The following is a 25028-nucleotide window of genomic DNA, read 5'->3' as shown; positions in this document are numbered from 1 at the left end:
AAATTGCAAAACCCGCCAATCGCCAACGGCTTTCGCTGTTTGACGAGGGCGGGCTTAGTACTGCTTAAACGCTATTAGCTAAGCGCTTCCAACGACTCCTCAATAATGCTCAAGCCCTCTTCCAACACCGCAGAAGAGACAGTCAGCGGTACAAGAATACGAATGCTGTTACCGTAAAAGCCACAGGAAAGCAGAATCAGACCTTTCTCGCGGGCCTTGGCACAAAGCTTGCCGGTCATCGCGGCGTCGGGCTTGCCATCGCTATCAAGCAATTCAAATGCGGCCATGGCGCCCAGTTGGCGGCCATGAGCCACGGCGGGGAAGCGCGCTTCCCACACCGCAAAACGCTCAGCCAGCATGTTGCCCATTTGTACGCTGCGTTCAAGGATATCTTCCTCTTCAATCGCCTCGATTACCGCCAGCGCTGCCGCGCAGGAGAGCGGGTTGCCGCTGTAGGTGCCGCCCAGCGAGTTGGGGCCGGAGGCGTCCATCACCTTGGCCGAACCCACGACAGCCGATAACGGCATGCCGTTGGCCAGACTCTTGGCGGTGGTCAGGATGTCCGCTTCGATGCCGCTATGCTCAAGCGCAAACAGCTTTCCGGTACGCGCAAAGCCGGACTGCACTTCGTCGGCGATCAACATAATGCCGTGCTCGTCACACAGCGCCCGCAGCGCCTTCAGGTAATCCGGTGAGGCGATGTAGAAGCCGCCTTCGCCTTGTACCGGCTCGATCACGATGGCCGCGGTACGGTGCGGGGCGATATCGGTCTTGAACAACGTGCGAATGGCATCGAGCGAAGCTTCTTCACTGATACCGTGCAAGGGATTGGGGAACGGCGCGCGGAACACATCACCGGGCATCGGACCGAAATCATTCTTGTAGGGCAACACCTTGCCGGTCATGGCGAGTGTCATCATGGTGCGGCCGTGGAAGGCGCCGTCGAAAGTGATGATGCCGGTGCGACCGGTAGCGGCGCGGGCAATCTTCACGGCGTTTTCCAGCGCTTCGGCACCGGTGTTGACCAGCATGGCTTTACGCTCGGGGCCGCGCACCGGGGTCAGTTCGCAAAGCTTTTGGCACAGCTGAACGTAAGGCGCGTAAGAGATGACCGCGGCGCTGGTGTGCATGACTTTCTTGAGCTGCGCTTCTACTGCTGCGACGATTTTCGGGTGGCGGTGACCCAGATTAAGCACACCGATACCGCCGGCAAAGTCGATCCAGCGATTGCCGTCGGCGTCCCACAATTCGGCGTTTTCCGCGTGCTCAGCAAACTGGGTCGTCGGCGTGGCGGCGCCGTTGGCTACATAACGGTTTTTCAGCTCGTTCAATTCTTGGTTAGTCATTGTCTCTCTCGAAAATTAATAGTCGGGTAAGTGCTGGATAAAGCGCTGAGCAGAATTAAGCGCAAGGCGCACGGAGCACAGGAACCGGAGCATATGGGTTATATGTGAGGATTCTGAGCACCGCGCAACGCAGCGATTTGCCCGCGCAAGCCTTCAGCCAGGATTACCTATAAGCCGCCGACGCAGACGTATTTAAGTTCGGTAAACTCATCGAGGCCGTGATGGGACCCTTCACGGCCTAGACCGGACTCCTTCACGCCGCCAAATGGCGCCAGCTCGGTCGAGATCAGCCCTTCATTGACACCCACCATGCCGTACTCAAGCGCTTCCATGGTGCGCCAGATGCGGCGGTAGTCGGTGGCATAGAAGTAGGCCGCTAAACCAAACGGCGTATCGTTGGCCATCTGGATGGCCTCTTCGTCGTGCTTGAAGCGGAACACGGGCGCGACTGGGCCAAAGGTTTCCTCACCAGCCACCATCATCTGCGTGGTGACATCGGCCAATACCGTGGGGGTGAAAAAACGCTCACCGGCGCCGTGAGTCTCGCCACCGCACATCAGGCGGGCGCCGTGTTGCATGGCGTCGTCTATATGGCGCTGCACTTTATCCACCGCGGCCTGGTTGATCAGCGGACCGATCATGCTGCCGTCCAGCAGGCCGTCACCCACCTTCAGGGCTTTCACCCGCTCGGTGAGCTTACTGATGAACGCATCGTAAATGCCGTCCTGCACCAGAAAGCGGTTGGTGCAAACACAGGTTTGCCCGGCGTTACGGAATTTAGAGGCGATCGCGCCATCAACGGCGGCGTCCACATCGGCATCGTCAAAGACGATGAACGGCGCGTTGCCACCCAGTTCCATGGCGGTTTTCTTAACGGTGCTGGCGCACTGGGCGAGCAGGCGCTTACCGACCGGGGTCGAGCCGGTGAACGACACCTTGCGCACACGGGGATCGGTGGTCAGCACTTCGCCGACCTCCGCCGGTTTGGAGGCAGTCACCACGTTAATGGTGCCGGCGGGCAAACCCGCTTCCAGCGCAAGATACGCCGCCGCCAAGGCAGTGAGCGGCGTGGCTTCGGCGGGCTTGATCACAACGGTACAGCCAGCCGCAAGTGCGGGCGCGCACTTGCGGGTAATCATCGCCAGCGGGAAGTTCCAGGGCGTGATGGCCGCGACCACGCCGACCGGCTCACGCAGCACCATCAGGCGCTTATCGGCGCCGTGGCTGGGCAGAGTTTCCCCGGCCATGCGCTTGGCTTCTTCGGCGAAGAACTCGATAAACGAGGCGCCGTAGGTCACTTCGCCTTTGGCTTCCACCAGCGGCTTGCCCTGCTCTAGCGTCATTAAGCGGGCCAGATCATCGGCGTGCTCATTGATCAGCTCAAACCAACGGCGCAGCAGTGCTGAGCGCTGCTTAACCGGCGTAGCGCGCCAGGCGGGGCCTGCTGCATACGCGGCGGCTACGGCATCCCGGGTGTCATCAGCGGTCAGCTCCGCCACGTGGGCGATGGTCTCGCCGGTCGCAGGGTTATCAACGGCAAAGCTCTGCTGACCTTTGCGCCACTCGCTGCCCACCAGGGCAGGTACTGCATCATGTAACCACTGTTCGATAAAGCTCATACATGGCTCCTAGATAACGAGGTAAAAGGCTTACAGATCCATCTTCATATGCCGGTCGCTGTAATCGCGACCGTAGGTGCGCAGGGCATGTACATACAGGGCTAAGCCGAGTACTGCCCAACCAGCGAAGATGGTCCATTCAGCACTGCTCAGCGCGGCGGGGCTACCCGGCAGGTAGAGGCACGCCATACCGAAAGAGAGTAAGACAGCTAATGTGCCGCACAGCTTGCCGTTGCTGACTTTGAACGGGCGTGGCATGTCCGGCTCACGAACGCGCAGCACTACAAAGGAGATCGCCACAAACAGGTAAGCCAGCACGATGCCCAAGCCACCGGCATTAACGATCCACACCAGCGCTGGGCGGCCAAAGAAGGGCGCCAAGCAAGAGAGAAAGCCCATCATGAAAATGGCGTTGGTCGGGGTTCTATAGCGCGGGTGCAACTTGGCAAACGGCGCTGGCAACATACCCGCCCGGGCCAGGGCATAGATCGCCCGAGATCCGCCAATATAGAAGGCGTTCCAACTGGTAATGATGCCCGCGATGCCCGCCATCACCATCAGGTTACTTGCCCAAGCGGCGTTAAACAGAGAGCCCATGGCATCCGGCACGCTGAGCGAGCTTGCCGCCAACTCAGTACTATTCAGCGCTAGGCTGGTCGCTAAAATGATGAGCGCGTACCACACTACCGCCAGAATCACCGACATCATCAGCACTTTGCCGATGGCCTTATAAGGTAGGTTGATTTCTTCTGCCGCTTGGGGAATGACGTCAAAGCCGACAAACAGGAACGGCACCATAACCAGTACGGCCACAATGCCCGCAAATACGCCCGTATCGGCCTGGGTGAACAGTGGCATCATGTTGATGGTTTCGCCTTCAAACAGCGAACCAGTGACAAACATGACGCCTACCAGCAAGATTAATCCGGTAACGACCTTTTGCAGTAATGCAGCAGTGGTCACGCCGAAGTAGTTGATAGCCATCATGATCAGCGAGCCGCCAACCCCCACAGCGACCCAGGTAGCTTTCACTTCCCACCCGGCAATCGTCCATAGGTGGCCCACCGCATAGTTGGGGGCTAAATGCTCAATGACCGTGGGCAACGCAACGGCTTCAAACGCAACCACGCTTAAGTAGCCTAGAATAATCGCCCAGGTACATAAAAAGGAGGGTAAATGGCCCAAAGCACGGTAGCTATAAACGTGCTCGCCTCCCACCTTCGGCATGGCGGCGGCAAGTTCGGCGTAGGTCAGGCCCACCAATACAATCGCTAAACCACCGATAATAAAGGCTATAATAGCGCCTAGACTACCGGCTGACTGAATGGCGGTACCGGTGAGTACAATCCAGCCCCAACCGATCATGGCGCCGAAAGCCAGTGCTAATACATCACCCCGGGCGAGTACTCGTACGAGCCCTTCTTGCTCTGATGAAGGTGTGTTCATTATAAAGTGTCCTGCAAGTTATTGGATGTTGTCATGGGCGCTCAGGGGCGCAGTTGCCTGACCTGCTTTTTTCATTGATTCGCCTTTAACAAAAGCGTTTTAAACAGGCTGATTAGGCAGGGTGGCAACACGCTATCAGGCAATAGCTAAAAGGCGAATGCACCACTTTTTTTTTCGACTAGACCATTTTTGTAGCGCACCAAAAAGGGGCAGACTTCACATACTGCTTTCGTCTAACCATTGACCAATGTCGGGCTCACAGCAGCCATTCACAAAGACAAAAGAGGCATTAAATGGATCGCAAGGAGGTCGTGCACCAACTTGAAGAACTTTATGCACATCAACCTGAGCGTTTAAGCAAGCAGGTGCGTATTGAGCTGGCATTGCGTCAAGCGATTACTCAATATTGGCCATCCGGGATGAGACTGCCTTCCCACCGCCAGCTAGCGGAGGCATTAGGGGTGGCTCGGCAAACCCTGGCGATGGCAATTCAACCACTACTCGAAGATGCGCTGCTCAAAACGGCCCATGGGCATGGAACCTGGACCAGCAAGCCCACGACCACAAACCCGCCGCTGCATGTTAATGCACAGCTCTCTTCACGTGCTCAACGAGTGTTGGAGGGCCCTGGCGCCAGCTTGATCCAAAGCGGCGCGTTTGTTCCGGGCATTCCCGATATCGCTCAGTTCCCAATGCGTAAATGGCGCCAGCTATATGCCAGTGTGACGGTGCCGCAGAATGCGCTGCTACTCTCCTATTCGACCGGTGGCTATGGGCCGTTAAAGCGCGCGATACGTGATTTTCTTGAGCGCTGGCGCAATATTCGTTGCGATATCGAGCAGATTATCATTACCGATGGTACCCATAACGGTATTGAGCTTTGCGCCATGGCGCTGGCCGACGTGGGCGATACGGTGACCATGGAGTCGCCCTGCTACTGGGGAGCGCGCAATGTCTTTACCGCTACAGGGCTGAATGTCGAGATGCTGGCGTGGCAGCCTGGGGTCGGCCATACCCTGCCCGAGGCGCCAGACCCCGTTCAGTTGGTCTATCTCACCGGCTCCCACCACTATCCGCTCAGCGTGCCCACCAGCGTTCAAGATAAGCAGCGCCTGTGCGATGTACTGACACCCACCTATATTCTTGAGGATGACTACGAGTTCAGCCGTGACGACCACCCTAACCTGCTCTTTGACCCGCATTCGGAGCGCCACTTGCTGGTCGGCTCATTTTCCAAGATGATGTTTCCAGGACTACGGCTGGGCTATTTAGTGGTACCCCATCATTTATCGGGACCGATGAATCGTCTACGCAGTGAGCTTTTCCGCGAAGGCCGCATGCTTGATCAGGCGGTACTGGCGCAGTTCATGTTCGATGGCGACTTGGATGCCTGGTGTCGGCGTATTCAACGCGACTACTTAGGCCGCCAACAGGTTCTGCATGACCAGCTACATATGCTGCCACAGGTACGCCGCATTTCGCCGCCGAGCAGCGCGATCAGCCTCTGCGTTGAGTTCGCACCACATATTAACGACGTGCACATTGCTAAAGCGCTCTTGAAAGAGCATTTAATTGTGCGCCCACTAAGCCCGGTGTGTGCGAGCCACGATCCCCGCTCGGGTCTGGTGATGGGGGTCGGCATGCTGTCTGGTGAAACCTTGGTGCGAGAAGCCCAGCGGCTGCGACGCTCACTTGAATTTCTGTTATCTTAAAGCGCTTTTATTAACCATAGCTAATCTAACGCTTAGACATGCTTATCACTGACTTACCCACAGGTTCTCACCTATTTATCCACACGTGTTTGTGAAGGAAATTAATCTAAGGACGCTACTATGCCTCGCTCCCTTGATGGCTTTATGACGTTTTCCCCGGCTCAGCTGACGTCCAGTTTCAATACGCTACGCCTGTGGCTATCGCTGAGTTTGGTGCTGGTTCTCTCTGGCTGCGCCACCTTCGCTCCCAATCCTCCTCAGGATCAAAGCAACCTGTGCGAGATATTCCGTGAGCAGCCCAGTTGGTACGACTACGCACAATCATCAGAGCAGAAGTGGGGCACGCCCATTGCGACCCAAATGTCATTTATTCAGCAGGAGTCTTCGTTTCGTAGCCATATCCGCCCTGACCGCAAATACTATCTAGGCTTTATACCCGGACCACGCCCCTCCTCTGCCAAAGGCTATGCCCAGGCCCAGGATCCGGTGTGGGGAGAATACGAGGATCAAGCCGGCAGCCTTTTTGCCCGGCGTACGCATATGAAGCACGCCACGGACTTCATCGGCTGGTACAACCGTCGCTCTCAGCAGCAGGCGGGCATATCACTCAATAATCCAGAACACCTTTATTATGCCTATCACGAAGGCGCGGGAGGCTACCAACGAGGCACTTACCGCTCCAAGCCACAAGTAGTGAGTGCAGGTCGTCAAGTGGCCTCCCGCGCTAACCGCTACCAGGCTCAACTCAACGCCTGCGAAGCCGAATTTCAATGTCGCAAGTTTTACCAGGTCTGGCCGTTCTGTCGTAGTTAAAACAATCAAGAGCGTTAAGGGATTCAATAATGTCACTATGGATTGGGGCAGCCCTGGTTATCGTGGTGTTTTTCACCTCGATGCTTTCTGGGGTGTTCGGGATGGCAGGCGGTTTAGTACTACTGTGGTTTCTGCTGGTGATTTTCCCTGCTGGCACCGCGATGGCGGTACATGGTGTGATACAGCTCACCGCAAACGGGTCGCGTGCATGGTTATCGCGGCAGTTTATTGTCTGGCGTATCGTTGCGTTCATGACGCTTGGCGTGCTGAGTGCGGCAGGGTTGTTATTGCTGTTCAATTACAGTCCTAACGCCGCTACTGTCTCGCTATTGATTGGTTTGATGCCGATTTTAGTGTGGATGCCCAAGCGCTGGTTTCACCTTGACGCTAACCGCGCCAGCCATGCGCTGTGCTGCGGCATGGCCTCTGGCGGGTTGACTATCGCCGCGGGGGTTTCCGGACCGCTAATCGATATTTTCTTTGTACGCTCACACATGGATCGCCGTCAGGTCGTGGCCACCAAGGCGATGATCCAGGTAGTCGCGCATAGCATTAAAATCATTTTCTATCTGGGCGCTGCCATGGCGCTTAGTGCGGGCGAATGGGGCATTGTGCTATTAGCAGCGCCGTTTGCAATCGTTGGCACCCACACCGGCAACCGCATCTTGCATCGCCTTACCGATGCCAACTTTCGTACCTGGACCCGCTGGATCGTGACCGGCATTGGGGTTTTCTATTTCTGTCAGGGGTTATTCCTTCTCACCCGCTAGCGTTGAGGGAGATAAAAGCGAGCTTCAGGCAGGCACCTATACTGACCTTACCTGATGCTGGAGGTCGCTATGGATTATCACCACTACCGCGAAGCCCTTGCGGAAACGCTCGCCCAGAGTGAACTACCTTTTCCCACTGCCGAATACCAGGCGCGCCTGGAGAAGGTGCGCAATGCCATGGAGCAGCGTGGGCTAGAGGCGCTGCTATTGACCGATCCCGCCGACATTAACTACCTCACGGGTTATCACACCTTTGAAGTCTCCGTTCATGCCTGCCTGATCTGCACCCAAACGCGGCTAGTGTTGCAAGTCGCCTCGATAGAAACTGGAGCGGCAGTGGTGACCGCCAGGGTCGACCAGATTATTGGCTACCGCTGGGAAAATCTGGATGAAATCATCACCCCGCTGGTGGATTTGCTTTCGTCCTGCCAGCACATTGGTATTGATGGCTGGAGCAGCGGGCTACGGGTCGGCGTCATGAACGCACTGGCCCAGGCGGTAGGTAAAGAGCGTTTTTATGAAGCGGGCGATCTGTTGGATGCGATCAAGATTGTGAAGAGCAGTGCCGAGCTTGAGATGCTCCAAGAGAGCGCGCGCATCACCGCCGCCGGTTTAGACATGGCGATCGCCGCCATTCGACCCGGCATGACCGACAACGACATTGCCGCCATCGGTGCAAAGGCACTACTCGAAAACGGCAGCGAGTTTATGAGCTTGCAACCCATTGTCACCAGCGGCCACCGCATTGGGGTGATTCACGTTAACCATAAACGGAGTGTCATACAGCCTAATGAACCGGTCTTCTTGGAGTTCGGCGCCGCCTATCAACGCTATACAGCCCCCATGATGCGCACTGCCGTTACCGGCACACCCAGCGCAGAACTTAACGACACTCGAGACCTGTGCCGCTCAATCTTTGCAACACTGTGCGACGCCATGCGACCGGGCACTACCTTTGACGCCGCTGCCCAGGCGGCCAACAAACTGCTTGCTCCCCAGCGTGACCAGCTGTTCTTCTCTGGCGTCTTTGGCTATGCCGTTGGGGCGCAGTTCCCGCCTAGCTGGGTGGAGGGTACGGGCTACATCGCCGAAGGCCAGACCCGCACCTTTGAAACCAATATGGTGTTTCATCTGCCACTCTGCCTACGCGTGCCCGGCCAGTGGGGGGTTGGTTTAAGCGACACCGTCGTGGTGACCGAACAAGGTGCCAAGCCACTAACCGACAATGATTGGCAGCTGTTTGAGGCGTGTTAATAGGCATCGGCTCCCATAGCCAAAGCATTGACACGGTTATGAACTAACGCTATCGTCAGCAAAGATGCAAATGAGAAACACTATCTTTTTAGCCAGCACTATCGTCAATGAAAAGCCGATGAGGTAAAGGAAAGTAACATGACCAGTGAGCAGCGCCAGCTTCGTCAAACATTGCTGTTTTTACGCACGTCGTTTGAAGCGGTTCAGCACTCTATTGCCGGCCGTCTGGAAGACCCACTGCCGTGTTGGCTGGATACCCGCATGCTTTCAATGCTATCGCGGGAACTCACTCGCTGCTGCCAACAGGCAAAGCCGCTGTTCGTTCCCGCAGTGGTAGAGCAGCTTTTTATCGCCTCGCAACAATGCGATCTGCTGCTTAAGCAGTGCCCCGGCGTACTGAGTAGCGCCGTCTGCCACCGTCAACTGAGCGCGATTATGCTGCCGCTAACCAGCGCGCTTCAACAAATCGACACCCCTTCCAAACGGCGTTGGCCGTGGGCGAAGTGGAGTTGAGCGATCATTGGGACATCCCGAGGCAAGAAGCGGTATCTATTAGCAGCGATTGTCAGCGTGGTAGCAGGTAATAGAGAAGCTCCAGACCTTGAAATTGATAGGGGTGGTGTTTATGGATGCGCATGCTTGGTAACAAGCACTTGCTTACCTAGATCTGTTAATCGATATTTTTGAGTGGGGCTACGTGGTGAGTCAGGTTGCGTCATTTCGATCAATGCCAGTGCCAGTGCCGGTTGTAGATAATTTTGTAAAAACGTGGGGCGATGTGTGAGTGATAACGCCTCAAGAAGTGCTTTAGTGCTCATTGGCTCTTCAAGCAGAGCGTGCAATAACCGCGTTACTTGTTCGGTTACTTGTTCGGTTACTTGTTCGGTTACTTGCTTAGTTGCTGGAGGGGCAATGCCCTCGCCAACCCAAAACCCTTTATGAACAGGTAAGCGAATTAGAAAGTAGCTGCGTTCATTGTCGGTTTCAAACACTGGTTCTGGAGAACCGTTCCCCTTCATTACCCGAAGAATTTTGGGCACCCCCGTTGAACGACCTTCCGTTAAATCCAGCTCTTTTAGAAACTCGCCGATACGCCGGTTGCGGTAGCGGCGGCTGACCGCTTTACCTGCCTGCAAGTCTTGCAAGCGGATAGAGCGATCTGGCCCTGGAAAGCTTAGTACTACCAGCTCGTGTCCATCGATACGTATTTCAATGGGTTCACGAACTTCATAGGAACGATGGTAAACCGCATTCACCACCGCCTCTTCAATGGCAGCTAGCGGAAAATTCCAGAAACGCTCGGCCTGTGGGCGATCAGCATGTTTTGTTACGCCTTCTTTCAGATAGTTGCGATTAATGTAGTCTAATGCATCCCGCGTGATACGCCCCAGCGGCCCCTGAAACACCTTCTCTTCAAAATGGTCGCCACTGGCACCATCTGGGAAATACACCACATCTATCTGAGTCGCGGGAAAAAATTGCTCGGGTTGCTCGTTAAAGAACAACAGGCCTACATTTTTAGGAAAAGCCATTTCGCTTGGCCCACCAACCACATTCATTCGGCGGCCCAAGGTTTCAATATCCAGCTCGCGGGCTTCGCCCACTAACTCGCTGCCAATGTCGTGCAAAAAATCACGCATCAAATAGGGAGAAAGATCGCTTAAATTCGCAGTTTGGCGATAGCGATCATCAAAGGGTACGGTTGCCGCCAAACTTAGCAGCTCGCGCTCATCCTGCCCTGATGCTTTAACCGTGCTGGTATGTTTGCGCAGGTAATAGCCCCATTCACTCTTCTTACTCAAGCTGGTTTTAGCTTTATAGGGACGTGTTTCACCGCCCGGAGCCCATAGCACCAGAATGGTTTTATCCTGAACTTCATAGGTTGCTGTTAACGGATGATAGTTCGGCGCAATCGCCGAATGCCCGAGATTTAACAGCTCTTTTTGAATAGCATCGATTTGCTCCGGTAGTAAACCGGTAGGCGGTAGCTGCGGTTGGCCATTCTTTTCAGCAACACCCACCAGTACATAACCACCACCCAAATTGTGAAAGTCGTTAGCGAAGGCACACAAGGTATGCAGGATGGAGTCAGGGTTCCAACCTTCCTTGTATTCAATGCGCTCGTTTTCCACCGTGCGGTGATGGAGTAAGTCATCAATATTGATGGGGAGTTTAGGTGTCATGCCGCCTGCTTAAGCGTTTGGTTGACGTCATTCAGCACGTGCAAAGCCTTATAACATTTAAGTTAACCTAATAATGTAGAGCGGTGCCTGTAAATGCAATATTAACTCCGAGTCGCTAGGTAGCCGATCACCTGGCTTTAACTGCCTATCCACAATCCAGCTTTTGATGGTTTCCGCCACCTGATAAGGACGGCGCTGAGATGCATTCTTTAACATGCTAACGAAGACTTCCTGACTAATAAGCTGCAAGGGTACCAGCGAGATTGCTCAATAAGCCTCCCATGCCCTACCAATAGGTGTTGTATTATTCGGTTGGCGTTAACTAGTAAACTGGTCTATTCTGGACATACTACTTCATCGAAGCATTCAAAAGGAGCTTAATTGATGGCTTTCGAAACACTGTTTACCCCCATTCAGATGGGCGGTGTATCACTCCCGAACCGCGTGATTATGGCACCGCTGACCCGTGCGCGCACACCCGACAGCGTGCCGGGCAAGATGCAGCAAGCCTATTACGGTCAGCGTGCTGGCTCCGGGCTGATTATCAGCGAAGCCACCAATATTTCACCCACCGCTCGCGGTTATGTGTATACGCCCGGCATCTGGACCGATGAGCAGGAAGCTGGCTGGAAAGATGTCGTGAATACCGTTCATGCCAAAGGTGGGCGGATAGCGCTGCAACTGTGGCACGTTGGGCGCGTTTCTCATGAAATGGTTCAACCTGATGGCCAGCAGCCGGTCGCCCCCAGTGCGCTGAAAGGGGAAGGCGCTCAGTGTTTCGTGGAGTTTGAAGACGGCACTGCGGGCCAGCACCCCACCAGTACTCCTCGTGCGCTCGAAACCGAGGAGATTCCAGGCATCGTCGATGACTATCGCAAGGCAGCTGTTCGTGCCAAGCGGGCTGGTTTCGATATGGTCGAAGTCCACGCCGCTAACGCTTACCTGCTCAATCAGTTCCTGGCGACCGGCACCAACAAGCGTACCGACCAGTATGGGGGTTCTGTTGAAAATCGTGCCCGCTTCCCGCTGGAAGTCATTGATGCAGTCATTGAGGTCTATGGTGCTGATCGAGTCGGTATCCGCATGACGCCGTTTATCGAGCTATTCGGGTTAACCGATGATGAGCCTAAGGAAATGGCCTTTTACATGGCTGAGCAGCTTTCCAAGCGTGGCCTCGCTTACCTGCACTTGAACGAACCCAACTGGGCGGGTGGCGATATCCATTTCCCTGACGGTTTCCGTGAGCAAATGCGTGAACGGTTCTCCGGCAGTCTTATCTACTGCGGCAACTACGACGCTGAGCACGCAGAAGCCCGTATCAAGGATAAAACGGCTGACGTTATCGCCTTTGGCCGCCCATATATCGCCAACCCTGATCTGCCCGAGCGCTTCCGCGTGAATGCACCTCTGACAGAGCCGAACCACGACACGTTCTACGGTGGCGATGAAAAAGGCTATACCGACTATCCTTTTATGGATAACGGCTATGATCGTATTGGCTAAGCAGCCGTTATTCTAAGAAGCCTTCTTTCTAAAACAGTACTTAACACAGAAAAGCATCACTTAGGTGGTGCTTTTTTATTATCTAAAAAGAGTTAAATACTGGTAGGCTACTGATTACTTCGTATTAACAGGTAGGTAATACATGCTTGGTTCGATGTTGGCGCTGCTGGTGTCCCTTCTGCTGGTAGGCCTTACCGCCAGCACAGGCGCACGATTTAGGCCCGACAGCTGGTACCGTGAATTGCGTAAACCCACCTGGACTCCCCCAGATATCGCCTTTCCCATTGCGTGGGGCATTTTGTATGTCTTGATGGCTATCGCGGCGTGGCGAATTTATATGGCCGAAGACTCTGCGTGGCGCACGGCGAGTTTAGTGATTTACGCTTTGCAGCTTATCGTCAATGCGGCCTGGTCATGGCTGTTCTTTGGCCGAAAGCAGATCGCTGGTGCGCTGATGGATATCGTGGCATTACTGATATTAATTACCGTTGCCATCGTGCTGTTTTCCCAGACGAGTGCGCTAGCGGCATGGCTGATGGTGCCCTATTGGCTTTGGGTGTTACTGGCATTGAGCCTAAATGCCACTATTTATCGGTTAAATAAAGTTTAGCCTCTAACAAACAACAACATAGGGTGTTGAGAATATGGATCGTACGACCACCATCATATTACTCTCCTTCGTATCGCTGCTATTCGGCGCACTGGCAACCGCGTTATTTATCTACGTTATTGTTCCCTGGCGGCGGAGACGTCGTGCAGCGAAAGAGGCTGCCGCTAACCCTCCCTCTTTTCAAACCGAAAGCCCGCCGGAGCAGCCTGAAACCGCCTCCTCCGCGAAGCGCGATAGCAGTCTGAAGCAGCACTCGCTTTTTGTTATTTTTGATCAGCCTAGTGAGCAGTCAGACGAGCGCCTTACCGAATGGTTGCGAGAAAAAGGCGCCCGTTACGACCCCATCAAAAAGATCTTTTTGATTGCCGGGCAACAACCCGCCAACCCGATTACCATTACCAACGCCTTTCCGCCCGGCGAGATGCCCGACTTACTCTATGGCGAAAAGCATGCCCCTATTAAAGGCATCAGCCTGTTGGTAAAACCGCCGCTGCATAAGCGGCGCAATCAACAAATGTACGTATACGTAGAGCTCGCCAAAGAAATGCAAACGCACTTTAGCGGTACCATGCTGAATGCGGAGCGCGAGCCCACCACCGACGATACGTTTGAACGCATTATCGGCTAGTGGTTTTTATTGGTTACACAACCCCCTGGCTGCGCAGGTAGTCATCGTAGCTACCGCTGAAATCGACAATGCCCTCCGGCTGCATATCAATAATGCGCGTGGCGAGAGACGAGACGAACTCGCGGTCATGGCTCACAAACAGCAGCGTGCCGGGGTAGTTCTCAAGTGCCAAGTTCAGCGCCTCGATAGACTCCATATCAAGGTGGTTGGTCGGCTCATCCATCAGCATGACGTTGGGCTGAGTAAGGATTAACTTACCGAACAACATGCGCCCCTGCTCACCACCGGATATGACCTTCACCGATTTACCAATGTCATCACTGGAAAACAGCATGCGCCCCAAGGCGCCGCGAACGACCTGCTCGCCCCCCGTGGTCCAGCTAGACATCCACTCAAACAGCGTCGCGTCGACGGCGAAATCATCGCCATGATCCTGGGCGAAAACACCTACTTCTGCCGCTTCTGTCCACTTTACTTCACCTGCATCCGGGTGCAGCTCGCCTGCCAGGGTTTTCAGCAGCGTGGTTTTACCAATGCCGTTGGGGCCGATAATGGCGATCCGCTCACCAGCCTCCACCGTCATGGATAACCGATTAAACAGCGGAGCACTGCCATCGTAGCCTTTGGAAATCGCATCGACGCTCACGGCATTGCGATGGATTTTCTTGTTTTGGTCGAAGCGGATAAAGGGGCTAACCCGACTGGAGGGTTTGATATCCTCCAGCTTGATTTTATCAATTTGACGCGCTCGCGAGGTGGCTTGCTTGGCCTTGGAAGCGTTGGCGGAGAAGCGGCTCACGAACTGCTGCAGTTCGGCGATCTGAGCTTTCTTTTTCGCGTTGTCTGAGTGCTGACGCTCGCGCGCAGCGGTGGCGGCGGTCATATAGTCATCATAATTACCGGGGAACAGGGTAATTTCCCCGTAATCCAGATCCGCCATATGCGTGCAGACGCTATTCAGGAAGTGCCGGTCGTGAGAAATGATGATCATGGTGCTGCTACGCGCCTTGAGAATATCTTCCAGCCAGCGGATGGTATTGATATCCAGATGGTTGGTCGGCTCATCCAGCAGCAATACATCAGGATCAGAAAAGAGCGCCTGGGCCAATAGTACACGCAGCTTCCAGCCGGGCGAGACTTCGCTCATCGGGCCGGTATGTTGCTCAATGGGAATGCCCAAGCCCAGCAGCAGCTCACCCGCCCGCGGCTCAGCGGTGTAACCATCCAGCTCGGCAAAACGTACCTCAAGGTCTGCAACGGCCATGCCGTCTTCTTCGCTCATTTCCGCCAGCGAGTAGATACGCTCGCGCTCGGCGGCGACCGACCAGAGTTCGGCGTTACCCATGATCACGGTATCGATTACCCGCTCATTTTCGAACGCGAACTGATCCTGACGCAGTTTACCCAGCCGTGTACTGCTATCCAGCATCACCTGGCCGGAAGAGGGTTCCAGATCGCCACCGAGAATCTTCATGAAGGTGGATTTGCCACAGCCGTTAGCGCCAATCAGGCCATAGCGATTGCCGTTGTTGAATTTGACGGAGACATTTTCAAACAGGGGCTTGGCCCCAAACTGCATGGTGATATTGGCGGTTGCGATCACAAAAAAAGAGCCCCGGTTAGCATATCTGTAATGACAGCTTTACAGTAAATAGAAAGGCTCGCGATTCTACGCGCTATTGGTCGTGTATTCACCCATCAAACCCTAGTGGCATCAGGCGATTGTCGGAATATCAAGAAGAAAGCGTTCATCATCAAGTGCTTGGCGTAAGCGTGTGGCAAGAATATCGACAACTCCCGGGTGCTCACCCACTAAGGCGGTAGTCGCCACGCTCAGGGTTGGGTGGCGCTGTTCGGCCTCTGCGCAAATCTCGGCAATATCGCCGCCCTCTCCGGCATGGCGTCCTGGCGACAGAAACAGCATGGCCAAGATAACCGGCCCGGTGTGAAATTCGGTCGTTGTCAGCAGGTTTTCCAGCAGCGGTTCGTTAAAGCGGTACTCATCACCCTCACGACGCTCCATGGAAGCGGCGGCGACACAGGTCACTTCATCGGCCAACAGCACACTTAGCTGTCCCGCCAAGCGGTTACGCACCGCGGTCACCTCAGGGATGGGGCTACCGTGATCTACCAGCGCCACATGCGGCTTAGTACCTGGCTGAAGCTTATCGCGCACGTTGGCGGCCAACAGCTGGGCCAAACGCAGGTCGTTATCGCCTAACTCATCCACCAGGGGTTGAGCCACCCGCACCTTAACGTGGGGAAAGCGCGCTTGCATTGTGGCCATGCGTTCAGGCAAATAGCCGGTTAATGCTTTGCTGGGCCCGAAAAAAAACGGCAGGATAATGATCTCGGTCGCCCCCTGTTCGGCACTGAGCTCCGCGGCGGGGCCAAGAGTCGTGGCGGGAATGCCCCCCACCTCATCCGCAGGAATCTTGTTGGAGTGAAGCAACGAGGCCGCCTGTACGCTTTCACCCATCAGCTCGCTAAGCGAAGCCGCCACGTGGCGTAAATTCAGCGTTGCCTGCGCCCGAAGCGAGCCGTTATCCACCAGAAAAATCGCGCGCATGCTTTGCCTCCACCCGTCGTGGCTATGTGAGCGGTGAGAGCTGCCCGTTAGGTGCTCACCAATGACATGTTAAGATAATGGTTTTAGACCGTAGACTCTCATTATGTTGCTTGATAACGATGCTTGATACCACTGCGCTTAACCAGCAAAGAAACTTCTTCGAGGGCCAGGCCGCCATATGGCTATTTGGCTATGGCTCACTGATTTGGAAGGCAGACTTTACCTACCTGGAGCGCCGCCCTGCGTATATACACCACTGGGAGCGGCGTTTTTGGCAAGGTTCCCACGACCACCGCGGCACGCCGGAGGCTCCTGGGCGCGTTGCCACCCTGATCCGCTCCCCTGGGGCAGTCTGCCATGGTATGGCTTACCGGATTACGCCCGAGGTGCTGGCTCCGCTGGATGTGCGTGAGAAAAATGGCTACCTGCGGGAAAAAGTAACGCTGACGTTTGTTGATGAGAAAGGCAGCGAGCCTGAACAGAGCGAAGGATTAATCTACCTGGCAAGCGATGATAATCCAGCCTTTCTGGGAGAGGCGCCACTTGCCGATATCGCGCAGCAAATTGCCAATGCACATGGCCCCAGCGGCCCCAACAAAGAGTACTTGCTCAATCTTGCTACTGCGCTACGTGAACTGGATGCGAAAGATGCCCATATCTTTGCTCTGGAACAACACCTGAGCCGTCTCTAATGTCACTTACCAGTAGCGTGGATAACGACGGTGTCGAGCAAGGTTATTGACCAGTATGGCAACTATTAGCATCACGACACTGCCCGCACCGATTGGCAAAATAGGATACCACCACCCCAGTTGGTGAACGCTGGCACCGCCGCCTACCGCAATGAGTGCCGCTGCCGCTCCTGGTGGGTGAACCGTGTGCGTCAACTGCATCACAAGTATCGACAACGATACCGCCAACGCCATTGACATGGGGGTGGCGCCCAGCCACTGGTAGCAGGCGACGCCAATACCTGCCGACAGCACACTGCCGAACAGCACGTGGCTGGGCTGGGCAAACGGACTTTCAGGGGCGGCATAGATCAGCACTGACGTTGCCCCGAACGACCCAACGATAAGTAATTGTTGCGACAGCCACTCCGCGCTTAACCAGCAAATGACCGCCATACCGGTAAACGCGCCTACCCATGACCAAAAAGCATCCTGCCAGCCTACCCGGGCGCGCTTAATGGGCTGCCCGCGCATTTTCCCTAGATACGTTTTCATGACACTCGCTTTGCACAAAATAAGTGCAAATAATGACAAAACGCACCAAATAAGCAAATGACAATCTGTCATGAGCCTGATGAAGCTGACTCAAGGACAAAAGATAAATCATGGTCAGCGCCTATATGTGCTAATCGAGATTAGCAACTGGAAGGGCATTATCTAACGATCTGTTTATAAATAATGTCAGGTCCGATCGCCACCCTATGCAGTGGGATCAAACAGTTTAACTTCGCGTATATCGACCTTCTCCCAGACATGCTCAGTCATGTAAGGCTCTTGCGCCAGCCAAGCCTGTAAATCCTCTGGAGAGGCAAATCTGAAATGAGCATTAGAGCCGATCATGTTGCCTTCATCGTTAAGTATCACACCTCCACTAATAAAATTCCCCGATCGGTAGAGGCTACGAATGCCGTCAAGGTGCGACTCGCGACAAGCCAAACGTCGGTTTAAGGCGCCCTCATCCTTGTAGTCGTAAGCGACCAATGCATATTGCTTCATTTACTACTCCTCGCCGTGTGTTTACATCATCATCCAAGACAGAATAAACAGCCCCAGTAAGGTACGTAGTACTCCGCCTATCAAAGAGCCGCGCAGAAACGCTCGCAAACCACCCCATAGGATCAGCAGCCCGATCACAAGAACGGCAATACTGAAAAACGAGTCATTGATTCCTAACGACCGTGTTAAGCCGTCAATGAAATCATCGAACGCGCCAAAGAAGTTAGTGAAAATCCCTAACAAAAACTCCACCACCACACGAATCGCTTCGCCAATGGTCTCGCCTATTTCGTCAAAAAAGCCGTTTGTCTGCATGGGTCGTTTCCAAACCTTACAAGGATAAGCATGGCATTGTCTGTTAAATAGGCTGGCCGAGCAAAGCAGAAACGCTCTCTGCTAATTCAAGAGCCCTGCTCGTGGAATAAGCGTTCACGACCTTGGTCGACTTTTCTACTGAAACTAATCACGCTTAAACTATCCATATTAAAACAATAAGCAGCATCCTATGTAGCAGCAGCAACATCGTAATAGCGGGAGAGCTTGGCGCATCCACAACGACGCCAACGCCGAAGGAGCAACTGCCCCGGAAACTCTCAGGCCACCGGACCGCTATTACCAACGCTTTCCGAAGAGCGGCTGATGACTGCGTCACTCAGCCCACCGAAGGAGCAAGCGCACCCACTGTGGTACGCGAATCTCTCAGGTTCCATGACGGAAGGGGTACGCCCAGCAGCGCTTACGCCGTTAGGTGGTATTCCCGACGCTCATACAATCTGGAGAGAATTATGCAACGCATTGCCGTTATCGGTGGTGGTATCACCGGCATTACCAGTGCTTATGCCCTGGCCAAACGTGGCTATGACGTCACCGTGTTTGAAAAGCATCGCTACGCCGCGATGGAAACCTCCTTTGCCAATGGTGGTCAGCTGTCCGCCTCCAACGCCGAAGTCTGGAACCACTGGCCGACGGTGATCAAAGGCCTTCGCTGGATGCTAAGAAACGACGCGCCGCTGTTGGTCAACCCCCGCCCGAGCTGGCACAAGCTCAGTTGGTTTGGTGAGTTTATAGCCTCGATTCCCAAGTATGCCAACAACACCACCGAAACCACTCGGCTGGCCATTGCGGCCCGCGAGCACCTGTTTCAGTGGGCCAAAGATGAGCATATTGATTTCGATTTAAAGCAGAAGGGTATTCTGCACATCTACCGTGATAAAACCGGCTATGACCACGCCGCCAAGGTATCGCAACTGCTCAGTAAAGGTGGCCTGGAACGGCGCGCCGTTACCCCTAATGAAATGCGTACCATTGAGCCCACGTTGGCAGGCAACTACTACGGTGGTTTCTACACCGAAAGCGATGCCACCGGCGATATTCACAAGTTCACCCATGGACTGGCACAAGCGGCCGAAAAACGCGGGGTACAACTTAAATATGGCCATAGCGTGCAGGATATCGGCGCGGATGAGCAGCACACCTGGATCACCGCTGATGTGGATGGCGAGCCGGTGCGCGAGACCTTTGATAGTGTGGTGATCTGTGCAGGCGTAGGTAGTCGTGCGCTAGCCGCCAAACTAGGCGATCGTGTGAATATCTACCCGGTGAAAGGCTACTCAATTACCGTGCAACTCGATGACGTCGCCTCCCAACAAGCAGCGCCCACCGTTAGCCTGCTGGATGATGAAACCAAGTTGGTGACCAGCCGCCTGGGCGATGATCGTTTTCGGATTGCCGGCACCGCCGAATTCAACGGCTATAACCGCGATATCCGTGACAACCGTATCCGCCCACTGATCCGCTGGGTAGAAGAGTGCTTCCCCGGTGTCAGCACCCGCCGCGTAGTGCCTTGGGCTGGCCTGCGCCCGATGCTCCCCAACATGCTGCCCAACGTCGGCCGCGGCAAATTATCTACCGTGTTCTACAACACCGGCCACGGCCACTTGGGCTGGACGCTTTCCGCGATCACCGCCGAAATGCTTGCGGAGGCGGTGGAAAATAAAAGTGTGGGCAATCACCAACATTCCAGTCACATACCTAGCCCAAACAATGACAAGCCTGGGCAGGCTTCCGTTAAGATATAAAACACTCCATAAAAGGCGTGTTTTATGCTTAATCAGCGTGCGTTAACTTATCTCAACGAAGTCATCCGCCGCGGCTCGCTTAGGCGCGCCGCGGCCAACCTGAATATCGACGCCTCCGCCGTTAGCCGCCAATTGAAAGCACTAGAGGAACAGCTGGGTACCCAGCTATGTGAACGGCACGGCCGCGGCATGCGCGCAACCAAAGCGGGTCAGTTGCTTGTTCACCATTTCCACGCCCAGCGGGCATCAGAAGAGGCGATACTATCCCAGATCATGGCGCTCCAGAGCCTGACTAAAGGGGAAGTTCGCATTGCCGTGGGAGAAGGGTTTATCGCTGATCTGATCGCCGCACCGTTAGGCACGTTCATGTCATCGTTTTCAGGTATTAATGTCGAAATCCGCATGGCGGGTGTTAACGAAGCGATGTCGTTACTCAAAGATCGTGAAGTGGATATAGCGCTCCTTTATGCACCGCCGGTAGACCCACAGTTTTTTTGCCATGTGGAAACGCGCCAGCCACTCGATGTGATTGTGCCTCCCGATCACCCACTCAGTGAGTTAAACCGGCCTGTGACGCTCCATGACTTAAAGGATTGGCCCTTGGCGCTGATGGATAATCCATTCGGCATGCGGCAGATGGTCAATATGGTGGCTCATCAGGAGCGCATTCATCTTGAATCACGCCTGCATACCAACTCTGTTTCGGTTTTAAAGAATTTCGTCCGCTCAGGCATCGGCGTTACATTTATGCCCGAACTCACCGTCGCGGATGAGATTGAGCGTGGCGAGATTTTTACGCTGCCCATGCAGTACCCGGTGATGAACGGTACACGCGCTCAAATTGTCAGCCTGAAAGGGCACGAGCTTCCAGTCGCTTCGACTACGTGTATTGAACACCTGCACAAAGGCATGCGCTTTTTCTCAGCCGATGCGCCTAGACTGTTGCAATAAAAGCCACAGCTTAGGTATTGCATAGTCAACACATCCCTACATAGTCTTCTAGTAGGTACTTCTTATAAATCCAATAATGCGTCCTTAGCGCCGTATAGCTCACGACAATAAACCAGGAGACTTATATGCTTACTCAACCAAGGTTGTTCTCACGCTTTTCAGCTAAACGACTCTTATCAGCGTGCCTGATTGGCTCCGCATTAATGGCGGGAAACACCCTCGCGGCCACTACGATTAACCTGAGCTACAACGGCGCCCCTGATGCGGAAAAGAATGCTGTCCATGTATTTGCAGAGAATCTTAAGACGTTGGTAGATGAAAAAACTGACGGTGAGATAAAGCTTAAGCTCTACCCAAATAGCATGCTAGGCGAGGAACAGGAGAGGATGGAGCAGACCATGAATACGCCGATGCTCAATGTAGCGTCGTTTGCGGGCGTCTCTCCTCTCGTTGATGAAATATTTGTCAGCGCTATTCCCTTTTTGTTCGACGATTTCACGGCGGCACGTAGCTTCTTCGATGAGGGTCAATATTGGCAGGAAGTGAGTGGTGCTCTAAAGGAGCGTGCTGGTATTGATATGTTGGCGGTCGTGGAAGAGGGTGGCTTTTTGGCCTTTACCAACAACGAAAGGCCTATCAGCCATCCTGATGACTTTGAAGGATTGCGTTTCCGGGCCATGGACCCTAGCCAGGTAGCGCTCTATGAGTCATTCGGAGCCTCCGGCACTCCCATTCCTTGGACAGAAACCTACATGGCACTGCGCACCGGCGTGGCGAATGGTCAGATGAACCCGCCGATGTATATCATCCTTGGCAGCCTTTACGAAGTGCAGGACTACCTAACGCTTGCCAACATCCAGTATTCCGATCAGTTTCTGGTGGGCAATAGCGAGATGATCGAAGGTTGGGATGATGAGCTGCGTGGTGCCTTTATGGAAGCCGTCACCGAAGCTAATCACAATGCTCGTGAGCACAACGAGGAGCAGGTTGAGACGCGTATCGCTTATCTAGAAGAGCAAGGTATGGAGGTGATCCGCCCTTCCGAAGAGGAACTCACCGCTTTTCGCGAGATTGGTCAGCCCGCTTACCTTGAGTGGCTTAAAGAGCGTGATATCGAGCAACGCTGGATCGATCTGGCGCTAGAAGATGCAGGCATGAGCGGTTTGCTCGACTAACGACTGACAACTCCACTGCAATACCAGGGGCCGGTATCTAATCGACCCCTGTTTCCTGCGCTTAATGTTCCTGTACTCAATGTGCCAGTGCTTCATGGAAAGGCAGTCATGTTAAATACATTACGATGTCGTCTCTTGGCGATTAGCCGCCCTGTTACCCTAACCGTGGCAGGCGCACTGCTATTTCTCAACGTTTCAGCCATCCTGTTTGGGGTATTTGCTCGCTACATCGCTGGCGGCGCCCCCATCTGGACGGATGAACTATCCCGTTTCTTGATCATTGCTACGGTCATGCTTGCGGCTGGCGCCGTCTGGTCGGAAGGAGGACATATGCGTGTCGGCTTGCTGGAGAAGCTGCTACCAGTCCCCTTCGCTCGCTTGCTGAATATGTACCAATGGCTACTAACGCTCCTGTTGGCTATAGGCGGTGCATGGATAAGTTATCGCTATGCACTCTCGGTCAGCATGTTTACCACGTCTGGGCTAGGTATTAGTCGCACGGTGCCCCTCCTCTCACTTCCCGTTGGCTTTATGCTACTGGCTTGGCATGTACTGCTCTATGGCCCTGCGCCGCTCAAGACCGTCGAGGATAACTTATGACGCTCACTATGTTGGCAGTCTTTCTCGGCCACGTATTGCTTGGACTACCACTGTTCATCGCACTACTTGCCACGGCATTAGTTGGCTTTCTGTTTGTAGACCTGTCAATGATTCCCCGTATGCTGCCCCAGCAATTCTTTGGTGGTATCAACGTGTTCTCATTGATGGCCATTCCGCTTTTCATCTTCGCTGGCAACCTGATGAACGTCAGCGGCTTAACGGAGCGCTTAATGGGGTTGGCGCGCCTGATGGTGGGCCACTTGCGGGGAGGTATGGGCCACGTTAACGTTGTGTCGAGCGTTTTTTTTGCTGGCGTCAATGGCTCAGCGGTAGCTGACACCTCAGCATTAGGGTCACTGTTAGTACCTGCGATGGAGAAAGAGGGCTACTCGAGAGCCTTTGCCGCTGGGTTGACTGCTGGCAGTTCGCTTATCGGTCCGATAATTCCCCCCAGTATCTTTATGATCCTCTATGCCTCCCTGACCAATACCTCGGTAGGCGATCTATTTCTGGCAGGCGTTGTGCCGGGGCTATTACTGGGGATTGCCTTTATGGGCATGAATGCCTGGTACGCTAGACGTCATGGGTTAGCCAAGAGTGGCCAGTTGCCCTCCATCAGCCAGCTAGGCATAGCCTTCATCGCCGCCCTGCCAGCGCTTATTGCTCCCTTTATTATTGTTGCCGGTATCGTACTTGGCTTTGTTACACCTACAGAGTCCGGCGCGTTAACTGCACTTTATATCGCGTTGTGTGGCTTTGTGTTGGGAGGGTTACGTTTTAAAGAGTGCTGGCAAGCTATTGTCGATACAGCACGGTTAACCTCGGCGATTTTTTTGATCATGGCAGCCTCGTCCACAATCAGCTGGCTGCTTTCCTATGCCCAGGTCCCTGATCAATTTGTATCGCTTCTAGCGCCCTACATGGACAGCGCCGTCATCATATTACTTCTACTCAGTGCGATTACCTTCGTGACCGGCATGTTCATGGAAGAGGTATCAGCTCTGATGCTGCTGACGCCCATCTTTGCACCAGTCGCCATGATGGCAGGTATCGACCCGGTCCACTTAGGAATTATCATCACACTTAATATTACTATTGCCTTAATCACGCCGCCGCTGGGCGCTTGTGTGTTTGTGGCTGCCGCCGTCAGTCGGATTGAGATTGTGTCACTGTTCAAAACTATTTGGCCCTTTGTACTGACAGCAATTGCGGTGCTTATTCTATTAATCCTTTTTCCACCACTGACGTTGTGGCTACCTACACTGCTGGGATAAGACAATGCCTTTAAACACGCTATTTAAGGCTTTGCCGCCTATACCCCACCACCCATCCCCCCGCTGGGAAAAACTACGCCGTGCGCCTATTAAAGATAATGGTGAACGTCTCGTACCAATGAGCCTTGCCCCAGCACCCATCAAGGTGTTCCCCGCCTATGCACGCCTGGGCATTCCAGGTGCGGTACCGGAGTGTTTTGTACGTGAGGGGGTTTATCGAGCGCTACTCGCTGCGGCACGCAGCTTACCCAACGACATCGGTCTCATCGTACTGGATGGCTGGCGGCCATGGCGGGTACAACAGTATTTGTTTGATACCTTGCATGAAGCCATCCACCATCACCAACCAGACCTTAGCGAAGAGGAGCTCTTAGATCGTACAAGGGAATTCGTTTCGGTACCCAGCCGCGATCCTTTCGCTCCCAGTCCGCACCTCACTGGAGGCGCCGTCGATGTCACACTTTGTGATGCCGATGGCCTACCGCTGGATATGGGTACGTTATTTGACGAAGCGCTTCCGGCCTCTCACAGCGACTATTACGAGCATCTGCAAATGCTGACGCCACAGCAACAGAACGCGCGGGATAATCGACGCCTGCTGTATTACACAATGCAGCAACATGGCTTCACCAACCTACCCAGCGAGTGGTGGCATTTCGATTACGGTGATCAATTATGGGCCTACTACGGCCCACATGAGCATGCCCATTACGGCCCAGCAGAGTTGGATACCATTGAGAATCGCTGGCGCCGACAATTAAGTTAATCAT

The 25028-nt window shown here is 54.2% G+C and carries 24 protein-coding genes and 1 riboswitch; of the genes, 15 read left to right on the top strand and 9 right to left on the bottom strand.

What is annotated here, in order from left to right:
* Positions 1 to 74: 74 nt before the first annotated feature.
* The 3 genes from gabT to ACFFLD_RS17055 form a co-directional block, all read right to left on the bottom strand.
* Positions 75 to 1346 (bottom strand): 4-aminobutyrate--2-oxoglutarate transaminase, encoded by a 1272-nt coding sequence (gene gabT / locus ACFFLD_RS17065; protein ID WP_386042534.1) that lies wholly within the window; start codon positions 1344 to 1346, stop codon positions 75 to 77.
* 167 nt (positions 1347 to 1513) lie between these two features.
* On the bottom strand, positions 1514 to 2965 hold the full coding sequence (locus ACFFLD_RS17060) for an NAD-dependent succinate-semialdehyde dehydrogenase (protein WP_386042532.1): 1452 nt from the start codon (positions 2963 to 2965) through the stop codon (positions 1514 to 1516).
* Positions 2966 to 2995: 30 nt separating this feature from the next.
* Positions 2996 to 4411, bottom strand: a complete 1416-nt coding sequence (locus tag ACFFLD_RS17055) for an APC family permease (RefSeq protein ID WP_386042530.1) — start codon at positions 4409 to 4411, stop codon at positions 2996 to 2998.
* A gap of 293 nt (positions 4412 to 4704) precedes the next feature.
* On the opposite strand from ACFFLD_RS17055, the gene ACFFLD_RS17050 reads away from it, so the two are divergent.
* The 5 genes from ACFFLD_RS17050 to ACFFLD_RS17030 all read left to right on the top strand — a co-directional run bounded on the left by ACFFLD_RS17050 (position 4705) and on the right by ACFFLD_RS17030 (position 9473).
* Entirely contained in the window at positions 4705 to 6123 is a 1419-nt protein-coding gene (locus ACFFLD_RS17050) for an aminotransferase-like domain-containing protein (RefSeq protein WP_386042528.1), read from the top strand.
* Between the two features lie 120 nt (positions 6124 to 6243).
* Positions 6244 to 6936, top strand: a complete 693-nt coding sequence (locus ACFFLD_RS17045; RefSeq protein WP_386042526.1) for a transglycosylase SLT domain-containing protein — start codon at positions 6244 to 6246, stop codon at positions 6934 to 6936.
* A 29-nt stretch (positions 6937 to 6965) separates the two neighbouring features.
* Entirely contained in the window at positions 6966 to 7706 is a 741-nt protein-coding gene (locus tag ACFFLD_RS17040; protein ID WP_386042524.1) for a TSUP family transporter, read from the top strand.
* Between the two features lie 69 nt (positions 7707 to 7775).
* Positions 7776 to 8960, top strand: coding sequence for a M24 family metallopeptidase (locus ACFFLD_RS17035; protein WP_386042522.1), 1185 nt, complete (start codon positions 7776 to 7778; stop codon positions 8958 to 8960).
* A 138-nt stretch (positions 8961 to 9098) separates the two neighbouring features.
* On the top strand, positions 9099 to 9473 hold the full coding sequence (locus tag ACFFLD_RS17030) for a hypothetical protein (protein ID WP_386042520.1): 375 nt from the start codon (positions 9099 to 9101) through the stop codon (positions 9471 to 9473).
* A 110-nt stretch (positions 9474 to 9583) separates the two neighbouring features.
* Here ACFFLD_RS17030 and ACFFLD_RS17025 read toward each other — a convergent pair whose 3' ends face one another.
* Entirely contained in the window at positions 9584 to 11143 is a 1560-nt protein-coding gene (locus ACFFLD_RS17025; protein WP_386042518.1) for a Fic family protein, read from the bottom strand.
* A 384-nt stretch (positions 11144 to 11527) separates the two neighbouring features.
* Here ACFFLD_RS17025 and ACFFLD_RS17020 point away from each other — a divergent pair, with 384 nt between their 5' ends.
* From ACFFLD_RS17020 to ACFFLD_RS17010, 3 genes are all read left to right on the top strand, one after another.
* The gene (locus tag ACFFLD_RS17020; RefSeq protein WP_386042516.1) at positions 11528 to 12646 is read left to right on the top strand and encodes an alkene reductase; all 1119 of its coding nucleotides are present in this window, start codon (positions 11528 to 11530) and stop codon (positions 12644 to 12646) included.
* 142 nt (positions 12647 to 12788) lie between these two features.
* Positions 12789 to 13256 carry a TspO/MBR family protein gene (locus ACFFLD_RS17015; protein ID WP_386042514.1) on the top strand — a complete coding sequence of 156 codons (468 nt, stop codon included), beginning with the start codon at positions 12789 to 12791 and terminating at the stop codon, positions 13254 to 13256.
* Positions 13257 to 13290: 34 nt separating this feature from the next.
* On the top strand, positions 13291 to 13884 hold the full coding sequence (locus ACFFLD_RS17010) for a hypothetical protein (RefSeq protein ID WP_386042512.1): 594 nt from the start codon (positions 13291 to 13293) through the stop codon (positions 13882 to 13884).
* A 13-nt stretch (positions 13885 to 13897) separates the two neighbouring features.
* Here the strand turns inward: ACFFLD_RS17010 and ACFFLD_RS17005 are convergent, their stop codons facing one another.
* Both ACFFLD_RS17005 and ACFFLD_RS17000 read right to left on the bottom strand, forming a co-directional pair.
* Positions 13898 to 15487 carry an ABC-F family ATPase gene (locus tag ACFFLD_RS17005; protein ID WP_386042510.1) on the bottom strand — a complete coding sequence of 530 codons (1590 nt, stop codon included), beginning with the start codon at positions 15485 to 15487 and terminating at the stop codon, positions 13898 to 13900.
* A 111-nt stretch (positions 15488 to 15598) separates the two neighbouring features.
* Positions 15599 to 16453: a sirohydrochlorin chelatase gene (locus tag ACFFLD_RS17000; protein ID WP_386042508.1), complete on the bottom strand. Its 855-nt coding sequence runs from the start codon at positions 16451 to 16453 to the stop codon at positions 15599 to 15601.
* Between the two features lie 119 nt (positions 16454 to 16572).
* Here ACFFLD_RS17000 and ACFFLD_RS16995 point away from each other — a divergent pair, with 119 nt between their 5' ends.
* Positions 16573 to 17145, top strand: a complete 573-nt coding sequence (locus ACFFLD_RS16995; RefSeq protein WP_386042506.1) for a gamma-glutamylcyclotransferase — start codon at positions 16573 to 16575, stop codon at positions 17143 to 17145.
* A 6-nt stretch (positions 17146 to 17151) separates the two neighbouring features.
* Here the strand turns inward: ACFFLD_RS16995 and ACFFLD_RS16990 are convergent, their stop codons facing one another.
* The 3 genes from ACFFLD_RS16990 to ACFFLD_RS16980 all read right to left on the bottom strand — a co-directional run bounded on the left by ACFFLD_RS16990 (position 17152) and on the right by ACFFLD_RS16980 (position 18495).
* Positions 17152 to 17679, bottom strand: coding sequence for an HPP family protein (locus ACFFLD_RS16990; RefSeq protein ID WP_386042504.1), 528 nt, complete (start codon positions 17677 to 17679; stop codon positions 17152 to 17154).
* A gap of 204 nt (positions 17680 to 17883) precedes the next feature.
* Complete coding sequence (locus ACFFLD_RS16985; RefSeq protein WP_386042502.1) at positions 17884 to 18180, bottom strand: YciI family protein; 297 nt, start codon at positions 18178 to 18180, stop codon at positions 17884 to 17886.
* A gap of 21 nt (positions 18181 to 18201) precedes the next feature.
* Positions 18202 to 18495, bottom strand: coding sequence for a hypothetical protein (locus tag ACFFLD_RS16980; protein ID WP_386042500.1), 294 nt, complete (start codon positions 18493 to 18495; stop codon positions 18202 to 18204).
* 206 nt (positions 18496 to 18701) lie between these two features.
* Positions 18702 to 18799: riboswitch (glycine riboswitch) on the top strand.
* A gap of 166 nt (positions 18800 to 18965) precedes the next feature.
* On the opposite strand from ACFFLD_RS16980, the gene ACFFLD_RS16975 reads away from it, so the two are divergent.
* From ACFFLD_RS16975 to ACFFLD_RS16950, 6 genes are all read left to right on the top strand, one after another.
* Entirely contained in the window at positions 18966 to 20258 is a 1293-nt protein-coding gene (locus ACFFLD_RS16975; protein WP_386042498.1) for a D-amino acid dehydrogenase, read from the top strand.
* Positions 20259 to 20282: 24 nt separating this feature from the next.
* Positions 20283 to 21209 (top strand): LysR family transcriptional regulator, encoded by a 927-nt coding sequence (locus tag ACFFLD_RS16970; RefSeq protein WP_386042496.1) that lies wholly within the window; start codon positions 20283 to 20285, stop codon positions 21207 to 21209.
* A 125-nt stretch (positions 21210 to 21334) separates the two neighbouring features.
* Entirely contained in the window at positions 21335 to 22384 is a 1050-nt protein-coding gene (gene dctP, locus ACFFLD_RS16965) for a TRAP transporter substrate-binding protein DctP (RefSeq protein WP_386042494.1), read from the top strand.
* 108 nt (positions 22385 to 22492) lie between these two features.
* The gene (locus ACFFLD_RS16960; RefSeq protein ID WP_386042492.1) at positions 22493 to 22984 is read left to right on the top strand and encodes a TRAP transporter small permease; all 492 of its coding nucleotides are present in this window, start codon (positions 22493 to 22495) and stop codon (positions 22982 to 22984) included.
* The gene (locus ACFFLD_RS16955) at positions 22981 to 24258 is read left to right on the top strand and encodes a TRAP transporter large permease (protein WP_386042490.1); all 1278 of its coding nucleotides are present in this window, start codon (positions 22981 to 22983) and stop codon (positions 24256 to 24258) included. Before ACFFLD_RS16960 ends, ACFFLD_RS16955 begins: the two co-directional genes overlap by 4 nt.
* 4 nt (positions 24259 to 24262) lie before the next feature.
* Complete coding sequence (locus ACFFLD_RS16950; RefSeq protein ID WP_386042488.1) at positions 24263 to 25024, top strand: M15 family metallopeptidase; 762 nt, start codon at positions 24263 to 24265, stop codon at positions 25022 to 25024.
* Positions 25025 to 25028 lie beyond the last annotated feature (4 nt).

It is taken from the genome of Vreelandella sulfidaeris (genome assembly GCF_042429665.1).
Classification (GTDB): domain Bacteria; phylum Pseudomonadota; class Gammaproteobacteria; order Pseudomonadales; family Halomonadaceae; genus Vreelandella.
This window is presented reverse-complemented; position numbering and strand designations above follow the sequence as displayed.

Bases quoted from the DNA above. Each gene is read 5' to 3' on its own strand.
- gabT (WP_386042534.1), bottom strand. From the start codon at position 1,346: ATGACTAACCAAGAATTGAACGAGCTGAAAAACCGTTATGTAGCCAAC.
- ACFFLD_RS17060 (WP_386042532.1), bottom strand. From the start codon at position 2,965: ATGAGCTTTATCGAACAGTGGTTACATGATGCAGTACCTGCCCTGGTG.
- ACFFLD_RS17055 (WP_386042530.1), bottom strand. From the start codon at position 4,411: ATGAACACACCTTCATCAGAGCAAGAAGGGCTCGTACGAGTACTCGCC.
- ACFFLD_RS17050 (WP_386042528.1), top strand. From the start codon at position 4,705: ATGGATCGCAAGGAGGTCGTGCACCAACTTGAAGAACTTTATGCACAT.
- ACFFLD_RS17045 (WP_386042526.1), top strand. From the start codon at position 6,244: ATGCCTCGCTCCCTTGATGGCTTTATGACGTTTTCCCCGGCTCAGCTG.
- ACFFLD_RS17040 (WP_386042524.1), top strand. From the start codon at position 6,966: ATGTCACTATGGATTGGGGCAGCCCTGGTTATCGTGGTGTTTTTCACC.
- ACFFLD_RS17035 (WP_386042522.1), top strand. From the start codon at position 7,776: ATGGATTATCACCACTACCGCGAAGCCCTTGCGGAAACGCTCGCCCAG.
- ACFFLD_RS17030 (WP_386042520.1), top strand. From the start codon at position 9,099: ATGACCAGTGAGCAGCGCCAGCTTCGTCAAACATTGCTGTTTTTACGC.
- ACFFLD_RS17025 (WP_386042518.1), bottom strand. From the start codon at position 11,143: ATGACACCTAAACTCCCCATCAATATTGATGACTTACTCCATCACCGC.
- ACFFLD_RS17020 (WP_386042516.1), top strand. From the start codon at position 11,528: ATGGCTTTCGAAACACTGTTTACCCCCATTCAGATGGGCGGTGTATCA.
- ACFFLD_RS17015 (WP_386042514.1), top strand. From the start codon at position 12,789: ATGCTTGGTTCGATGTTGGCGCTGCTGGTGTCCCTTCTGCTGGTAGGC.
- ACFFLD_RS17010 (WP_386042512.1), top strand. From the start codon at position 13,291: ATGGATCGTACGACCACCATCATATTACTCTCCTTCGTATCGCTGCTA.
- ACFFLD_RS17000 (WP_386042508.1), bottom strand. From the start codon at position 16,453: ATGCGCGCGATTTTTCTGGTGGATAACGGCTCGCTTCGGGCGCAGGCA.
- ACFFLD_RS16995 (WP_386042506.1), top strand. From the start codon at position 16,573: ATGCTTGATACCACTGCGCTTAACCAGCAAAGAAACTTCTTCGAGGGC.
- ACFFLD_RS16990 (WP_386042504.1), bottom strand. From the start codon at position 17,679: ATGAAAACGTATCTAGGGAAAATGCGCGGGCAGCCCATTAAGCGCGCC.
- ACFFLD_RS16985 (WP_386042502.1), bottom strand. From the start codon at position 18,180: ATGAAGCAATATGCATTGGTCGCTTACGACTACAAGGATGAGGGCGCC.
- ACFFLD_RS16980 (WP_386042500.1), bottom strand. From the start codon at position 18,495: ATGCAGACAAACGGCTTTTTTGACGAAATAGGCGAGACCATTGGCGAA.
- ACFFLD_RS16975 (WP_386042498.1), top strand. From the start codon at position 18,966: ATGCAACGCATTGCCGTTATCGGTGGTGGTATCACCGGCATTACCAGT.
- ACFFLD_RS16970 (WP_386042496.1), top strand. From the start codon at position 20,283: ATGCTTAATCAGCGTGCGTTAACTTATCTCAACGAAGTCATCCGCCGC.
- dctP (WP_386042494.1), top strand. From the start codon at position 21,335: ATGCTTACTCAACCAAGGTTGTTCTCACGCTTTTCAGCTAAACGACTC.
- ACFFLD_RS16960 (WP_386042492.1), top strand. From the start codon at position 22,493: ATGTTAAATACATTACGATGTCGTCTCTTGGCGATTAGCCGCCCTGTT.
- ACFFLD_RS16955 (WP_386042490.1), top strand. From the start codon at position 22,981: ATGACGCTCACTATGTTGGCAGTCTTTCTCGGCCACGTATTGCTTGGA.
- ACFFLD_RS16950 (WP_386042488.1), top strand. From the start codon at position 24,263: ATGCCTTTAAACACGCTATTTAAGGCTTTGCCGCCTATACCCCACCAC.